The organism is Helicobacter didelphidarum, assembly GCF_003364195.1.
GTDB classification, from domain to species: domain Bacteria; phylum Campylobacterota; class Campylobacteria; order Campylobacterales; family Helicobacteraceae; genus Helicobacter_A; species Helicobacter_A didelphidarum.
On record NZ_NXLQ01000038.1, the window covers coordinates 1 to 7973 of the forward strand.

6 protein-coding genes and 1 pseudogene are annotated in these 7973 nt (G+C 29.9%); all 7 read left to right on the forward strand.

Annotation, left to right across the window (positions count from 1 at the left end; genetic code table 11):
• A pseudogene (locus tag CQA53_RS13335) lies at positions 1 to 633 on the forward strand (hypothetical protein); the annotation flags it as partial.
• Positions 626 to 1399, forward strand: a complete 774-nt coding sequence (locus CQA53_RS09675; protein WP_115543792.1) for a T6SS effector amidase Tae4 family protein — start codon at positions 626 to 628, stop codon at positions 1397 to 1399. The pseudogene CQA53_RS13335 and the gene CQA53_RS09675, both read left to right, overlap by 8 nt.
• Positions 1396 to 1779 (forward strand): hypothetical protein, encoded by a 384-nt coding sequence (locus CQA53_RS09680; RefSeq protein WP_115543793.1) that lies wholly within the window; start codon positions 1396 to 1398, stop codon positions 1777 to 1779. The genes CQA53_RS09675 and CQA53_RS09680 overlap by 4 nt, the downstream gene beginning before the upstream one ends.
• A 46-nt stretch (positions 1780 to 1825) precedes the next feature.
• Positions 1826 to 2344, forward strand: coding sequence for a hypothetical protein (locus CQA53_RS13340; RefSeq protein WP_245945859.1), 519 nt, complete (start codon positions 1826 to 1828; stop codon positions 2342 to 2344).
• Positions 2341 to 2604 carry a hypothetical protein gene (locus tag CQA53_RS09690; protein ID WP_115543794.1) on the forward strand — a complete coding sequence of 88 codons (264 nt, stop codon included), beginning with the start codon at positions 2341 to 2343 and terminating at the stop codon, positions 2602 to 2604. The genes CQA53_RS13340 and CQA53_RS09690 overlap by 4 nt, the downstream gene beginning before the upstream one ends.
• Positions 2597 to 6316, forward strand: coding sequence for a hypothetical protein (locus CQA53_RS12410; protein ID WP_181882416.1), 3720 nt, complete (start codon positions 2597 to 2599; stop codon positions 6314 to 6316). Before CQA53_RS09690 ends, CQA53_RS12410 begins: the two co-directional genes overlap by 8 nt.
• Complete coding sequence (locus CQA53_RS09695) at positions 6304 to 7707, forward strand: hypothetical protein (protein WP_245945861.1); 1404 nt, start codon at positions 6304 to 6306, stop codon at positions 7705 to 7707. The genes CQA53_RS12410 and CQA53_RS09695 overlap by 13 nt, the downstream gene beginning before the upstream one ends.
• The last annotated feature ends 266 nt before the right edge of the window (positions 7708 to 7973 follow it).

A 7973-nucleotide genomic window follows, 5' to 3' on the forward strand; every position in this document is an offset into this window, starting at 1 on the left:
CCTAAAGTCTATGATAAAGCATATAAAGAATATGAATATAAAGATTATGGGGTAGGGAGGTTTCAGTATATTTATAGGTATTGTGATACAATAGCTAAAGATAAAAAGATAGTGCTTTATAAAGCACTCTATACACCTGCAAAGATGAAAAAGATAGAGATTGAGATAGCTAGTGGGTTGGATAGTGTGATAGAATCTCAAGATAATGATATGGATTCTAATATCTTAAAGCTTTATATCATCAATAAAGGATATGGGGAGAGATTGTGGGGAGGAGAGGATAAAAATAGCAAAGATGGAAATTCTAATGCAAACTCTAGCAATACAGACAAAGATTCTAACCAAGATTCTTCTTTAACAAATAAAGAGAATATGAACAAGCAAATACTTGATATGTATTTTAGCTATGGAGGGGATATGATAAGATTGCAAGATAATTCGAGACATTCTAATGATATAAACTTGCATATTAATACACAAGGATATAGTGATGGAGAGGAAGTAGAGGTAAGATTAGAAACACAAAATGACAATCTTACTCTCAAAGGCAGAGTTAAGGATAATGAGATAATAATTAGGAATGTGTTTAGGGATAAAAAGATTCAAACAGGAAAGGTGAAAGTCTATGTCTAATTGTGTGTGCGAAATAAATATCAAGAGACCTTGTTGGGATTGTGTAAAAGAGGCGTATGAGGAGATAAATACTGCTAGTCCAAATGATGAAAATTTACAAGAGAGATTTAAGCTGGGTATATTGGAAGAAGCAAAATGGAGAGGTGGAATTTCTAAAACTGAAGCAAAGGGAGTAGCTGATATAGAGTCAAAAAAGATAGATTGCATCTCTGCAAGATTTGCAATGGTTGGAGGAATGCCATTATTGGAGCGTATTAGATATTTAAATTTTTTTGGGAAAAGCCCAGACTATGGAAATTATGCAAATACTTGTACACTACAAGTAAGTTATGCTTTGAATAAGAGTAATATGTTCCTTGAAAATTATATGCCTTTAGATAAATCTAAGAGAGATGCTAACTTTGAAAAAGCATTAATTTTACAAGGTGGCGATAAGCATAATTATTTTTTAAGAGTAAAAGAAATAGTTATGTTGTTAAAATTACGAAAAGTGTGGGGAAGTGCCGATAAACCATATACTTCTAAAACAATGTATTCAAAACAAGAAAATATAGACTTTTATCACAATGAGTTTTTTAGGCTCAATAAAAAAGGTGTTGTTGCGATGAAAATTAGAGGCTGGAGGGAAGAATATGGACATATAACCTTATGGGGTGGTAGCAATGTTGGATTTGTAGATTATAAGCAAGAAGAAGCAAATAACTTTCTTGTTGATAGAGGTGAGAATATTGTTGTAGAAATATTTGATTTTTGGGAGTTAAAATGAAAAGAATATTATTAATAATGCTTGTTGTTAGTCATTGTATATATGCTAGTGATAGAGATAATGCAGAATGGGAAGAATTTGTGTTTGTAACTAAGAAAAATTTGGGCTTTAGCCTCTGTGTGCGTGAATTTTATAAAGATTCTAATCTACCACTAGGGATAGCAGAATCTCCAAATGCCTTTAACTCAATAGAGATAGTCAATCCACACGATGGAAACAATATCCTCATATTTATCAAAAACAATATTCATCGTTATTTGCCACAATTTAAAAATGAAAAATTTTATGCCAAATATCAACCATGGTATTTCGTGGCTTGCCTTGATATGTATAATTCTAAAGAATATGAAGATATGATAAAAAACCTTAAAGATGAATAGGGTTAAAATCTATTTTTGGGAAAATTTTACTTTTGGGAGTTAAAGAGTGAAAAAGATATTTCTAGCAATACTGCTATTGTTTAGTGTTGCTTACACCGCAGAACAGCCACTACCTATGGAATTGCTTGATACTTGGGAGAGTGTAGATGACAAAATAGTCAAACTCAAACGCCATGCGTTGTTTGTGTGCCTACAAAGATTCAATCCACAGAGTGATTTTGTCGATAAGCATGTATTTTCTCATAATCACCCTGAAGTTTGGCATATGATACCACCTAAGCTTTTAGATGAACTTGTCGCTTTTACTCACAAGACAATATTAGAAGCAAATAGTGGGACAAATAGGGCTAATATAAAATTTAGCAAGACTTACAATAAGCAAGATACAAAGGGTAAGAATCCAGACTATACAAATGCGTGCCTTAATCTCTATGATAGTAGAGATCTTATGCGGGAAATAGTTAGAATCTTAGACCAAATATATTTGAATGATACGATATTCCCAAAGGAATATCAAAAGAGATACAAGAAAACGATACAAAAATATTGCAAGGAGTGTAAGTGAAAATCCCTAAAGTCTATGATAAAGCATATAAAGAATATGAATATAAAGATTATGGGGTAGGGAGGTTTCAGTATATTTATAGGTATTGTGATACAATAGCTAAAGATAAAAAGATAGTGCTTTATAAAGCACTCTATACACCTGCAAAGATGAAAAAGATAGAGATTGAGATAGCTAGTGGGTTGGATAGTGTGATAGAGGAGAGAGAGGTATTGAAAATATTTCTTATCAATGAATCATTAAAGGATTACGATGAGTGAGACAAATATAAAATTTATATATACACAAGAGGACTTGTTAAACACAATTCAAGAGCATAGCAAGAATGCCAAAACAATAAAATTTTATTGTTCAAATTTTGAATCTTATCATAGCGATAAGATAATTGACTTTGAAACTAAACTGACAAGACATTTCTTACATTTAGCATCACAAAAAAATAATAATATAAATATAGAAGTATTTAGCTACAATAGTCTTGATATAAAAAATATTATTACACAATCATCACAAAAGACTTATTATCTTAAACATAACTTAAAAATAAGTGATACACCAATAGACAAGAGTATTTGTGTGCATAATATGCAAGTAGCAGAATCTGGTATTTTATTTGGCTTTGTAGAATCTTTACTCAAACAGCTATCAGATGAAGATGAATATAAAGATAAAAATGAAAATGAAAATATAAATAAAAATATAAATAAAAATATAAATAAAAATATAAATAAAAATATAAATAAAAATATAAATAAAAATATAAATAAAAATATAAATAAAAATATAAATATAAATATAAATATAAATATAAATATAAATATAAAAAATATATCTCAAGCTATAGATAAATTTATAGCACAGGATAGTAGTGGCAAAGCTCTTATCGATTCTATAAATAATAATTTAAAACAACCATTGATAGAGAAAGTGAAGCAATTTGAGGAGCTTGAATATCTCCATAATGCAGCAAAGCTCGAAGATAGCTTAAATACTGCATTTGATGAACTCAATCAATCAATTCAAAAAATTTGTGAAGATGACAATTCCCAAATGTATAAAGAAATAGTAAATTTTTTCTTTAATATTATTGATATTTTTAGTATTAAAAAGATATTTGCTAAAAGTAATCTATTATTTTTGGGTGTTGATACATTATTTGAAGGGAGTAAAACACTAGGCAATATTTTAGAATGGATAGATTCTAAGTATAATTATGCTATTTTAAGTTCTGTCATTAAACTCTTAATTCAAGATATTGCACCAACTATCACACTTTTTGAAAATCGTATTCTACATAATACACTTATCATAGATGATAAGATAATTATTGATTTTTCTGGATTTAATACACAAGTAGATGAGTTTCAAACTACACTCAAGCAAGATTTAGGAGTTTGTTTGCAGCTCAAAGAGCCATTATCGCAAGATTTTCATAAAAATGCAAGCATAGCATTTCATAGCAAAATAGCAAACGATACGATAGGCGTATATGGTAAGGGAAAAATTTGTGAGTTTTTACAACATCAAATGTCAGCTTCAAATAATCGCTTTGCTTATATTGAAAGTCCATTTTTTAATTCAACAGAGATTATAAGACTTATTAAGGAGAACGAAAAACAAAGTAGATATGAAACTGACGAAGCCAAGCAAGGCTTTAATTATCTTATTATTAGCAATGCTCCTTATAAACATAATGCGGGATTAAGTGCAACACTCATTGACAAATTAGGCAATACAATCTCTTATGGTAATACAAACCAAAAGAAAATCACGAATGATATACTTCACCCAAAACCTGATAAAAATTATAATGAAGTAGTTGATTATAGCAAATATCAAATCACAATCAATGCAACTAAAAAAGAAGCTTATGTGCTTAGCCTAAGTCCATTTGTTTATATAGACAAAGAGCAATATAAGGATTTATATAATGAGTATTTAAGATTAAAAATGACTTTTCTTAATTTTAGCAGTGAAGAAAATAAGATGCAAAAAGTTAAAAGTTATCAATATATACAATCTTTTTTTAAGCAACCCAAAGATAAAAAAGAGATAGTGGAAAAAGAAGAGCAGTATTTTAAAGAAAGCATAGTTTGCTTACAAGGGTATATTGAGAGCATAATTTTAACGCGAAATACCAAATACAAAACAACATCCTCACCATATGTAACTATAATAGAAAACTATTATTCTGCCTTAGAAGTTCTGCTACTCGCTTTAAGCTACTATGTGATTAAAAATTTCTATGGCAAGGTTGAGACAGACCCGCAATTATTTGGTGTATGGAATTATGAATATATAAAAATAGGTGGTGAAAAAATCAATATGCTCCCTACAAATTCATACATCGAGACATTATCAGATAAGAATATCCCCCTTTATTTTTCTATTAAGCAAAAAGGAAATAATAGCCAAGCATTTTGTATAGAAGAATTTGTTCTTGCTATAGAAAAAAGTGAGCAAAATCAAAATTTAAGCGACCAAGAGCAGCAGACACTTAATATGCTATTTACACATAGAGAATCTAATGATGATTCCAAAGAAAATGATGCTATATTTAAAGATATTGAAAATAATCTACACGAAATAGATAACAAACTCCTAAAAATCGAGCAACAGCAAAGACAAAAAACACAAATCAATAATCAAATAATTTTAGAAGATATACTTGAAAATTTTATCACAGCATATTTCCCATTTTCTGCTATATTATTTAATTTCTCAGGCATAGATATAATACATAAGCTTACAAAAACACTTTTAAAATCTCATCTCTCAAAGAAGCTAAGTGATTTACTTATCGAAGAACTTGGATTATTATATATTGCTACAATCTTAAATTCTAAGGATAAAATGCTTTATACTGCAGGTTCAAAAGGCAAAGAGCATAGAGCCAATGCGAAAATAAAACAAATCAAGAAAAAAGCTTTTATCCAGCTTGTTAGAATCCATAAGGCACAAGCGTTTGAAGTAATTGCATTAGGAGATATTGTAAGTAATCCAAAAATGAAATCCTATGAAGATGGTTTAAGAAAAAGACTTAAAAAAGAAAAGCAATATGCTAACATCAAAGATGAACAAAAGCAAAAGGCGGCAGAGGCGGAAATAAACAAAGAGATAAAAAGAGAAATATTTAAACAAAAAGGTTTGTTTGCAAGAGATTTTATCACAGATACATTTAAAGATTTTATAAAAGGATTGCCTCAAGCACTAGCATTAAATATTTTTAATCAAGCCTTTATCACAGAGTATGAAAAAAGTAAAAAAGAATTTGAACGACTGCAAATCCTCAAACTTAGCTATAAATACAATTATCCCTATGCACTAGAGAGAGATGATGTAGGGGTGTATTATCCTATGATAATTAATAATACTTTTCTCTCATTTAATTTTTATGATATGATAATAGGAGGGCAACTAAGGACAGGTGGATTAGGAAAGCTCGATGCTCTCTTCTATCATCTTCACAATACATCATCTAAACAAGTATCAAATTATCTCTTACAAAAGCTACTAGGCTATATACTCTTAGATGAGTTAAGAGGAGTAAGCAAAGATAAAAACTATTATATCAATGATATAGACTTCTTTGCAAATGGCACAAACAAAGCAAGTTTAAAGATTTTAAAAGATAATAAAGAACTCTATCAGCTAAGAGATGAAGGAAAAATAAATTCTTTTAAAGTTTTAGATGAAAATGATAAGCAACACAAAGCCATAGATTGCTATAATACTTGTATCGATATACTCAGTGATATAGCTAGGGGTAATATGAATACAGATAAAAAGACAAATACATATCATGCAAAATATAGAGAATTATTAGAAAAACTCAATATCATAGGGTTAAATAATATTAGGGCTATGTATGTGGGGATAGACCCAAAAAAGAAATATAATATACCTAGACCCCAGTTTATAGGGCGTTTAGCTACTACGATAATAATGGAGGATGGACTATGGATAGGATAACTCTTAAAATATTTATAAAACTAGGTATAGTTTTATTACTAGGATTAAGTCTAAGTTCTTGCAATTCAAATAATTCAAACAATAAGGAGAAAATAATAATGACAACAACAAAAGATGCGTTTGGCAATGATATAGAATTAGATTCTAATGGTAATGTGATTTTAAAAAAAGAAAGAATAGCAATTGTAAAAGATGAGGCAACACAACTACCAACTACAGAAGTGATAAAAATGGATATTTCAGAAGAGACGAGCAAATATGTAACAGATATTTATCATCAAACAAATAGCATTATACAATCTTCCTCCTATGCCAACTACAAACCCAACTACCTAGACCCTAACTACTATACAGGGCAAAAGTCTCATCTCTCAGAGTTTAAAGCAATCCAAAAGCTTTATTATAAAGACCCTATAAAAGGAGCGATAGCTCCATGGACAAAAGCAGAAAAAGCATATTATGAATCTCTAAAGACAAAAAGAGAAAGATATAAATACCTAGTCATTAGAAGTGGTATAAGAAGCTCTGTGATAGATATACCACTAGATGCTATAGCAAATGTAGATGAAAATGGTAATCTCATCAATGAAAAGTATAGAGAACTCTATGAAATAGTAGAAGCAAATAGAGGTTTAGCTCATCTAAGTGATGGACATTTAGCAATGGCTGAATGGGAAATAGCAGCAGGTATGCTAGGAGATATAAAAGGATTTAGTGGAGGACAAACTGCTGGTTTTACAGCAAGAACCTATCAAAAAGATGTTTTATCTATTCAATTAGGTAATATGTGGGAAAAGGCTTATTATGGTGATGGTTATTTTTTTTATGGCACATATCAAAACCCTTTACGATTAGCACAAGTGATGAATCTCGTTAAAAAGATAAAGCCAGATAGATTTGGTATGTATCCTTATATAGATGAGATATTAGGGGTAGATTGGGTGATGGATTTTAGTGAATATTTAGATGATAGAAATATGTTACACATCCTTAATGATGAAATCCAAGTAGGCAAACTCATAGACCCTAGAGACCCTAGAGCCACAGAGCAAACAAGAAGGGAGTTTATGGCTAGAGTAAATGAAATAATACCATTTAGCACAAATAAGTTAGATGAATTTATAGATAATGATATCTCAAACGAAGCAAACAAAGAATGGTTAAAGAATTATTTTCTCCTCCATGCCAAAGTCATGGCAGTAACTCCCCCACAAGGCTATCCTAATGCTCCTACTTACTATATCCCAGAGTATTTAGAAGAGCTTTATAGAGAGGGGAAGTTTGATATTAAGCTAGACCCTAGAATCCCAGCAATGTATAGAGAATCTTTCCCAGAAGAACTAAGGGCAAAGATACTAGCTTATGCCAAAAAGCATAATATTAAAGAATAAGAGATACATAATACAATAAGAACAATAAAATCATTGAACAATATATGAGAAAGCAAATATAGTGCATATAGTATAGAGATAATGTAAAAAATAAGAGAGATGATATACTCTACAAACAATTCTATAATACACTCAACAATATTTTAGATACAATATTAATACATCTACACGAAGATTTCTAATTCTTCCACAAAGGACACATAATGAATAAAACAAAATCTCTCAATTTCCAAAGGCAAGAAGCCCTTAGTCGTAGAGAAGCCCTA

What these genes read in the sequence shown, in the direction of transcription:
- CQA53_RS09675 (WP_115543792.1), top strand. Translation starts at nt 626, where the DNA reads ATGTCTAATTGTGTGTGCGAAATAAATATCAAGAGACCTTGTTGGGAT.
- CQA53_RS09680 (WP_115543793.1), top strand. Translation starts at nt 1,396, where the DNA reads ATGAAAAGAATATTATTAATAATGCTTGTTGTTAGTCATTGTATATAT.
- CQA53_RS12410 (WP_181882416.1), top strand. Translation starts at nt 2,597, where the DNA reads ATGAGTGAGACAAATATAAAATTTATATATACACAAGAGGACTTGTTA.
- CQA53_RS09695 (WP_245945861.1), top strand. Translation starts at nt 6,304, where the DNA reads ATGGATAGGATAACTCTTAAAATATTTATAAAACTAGGTATAGTTTTA.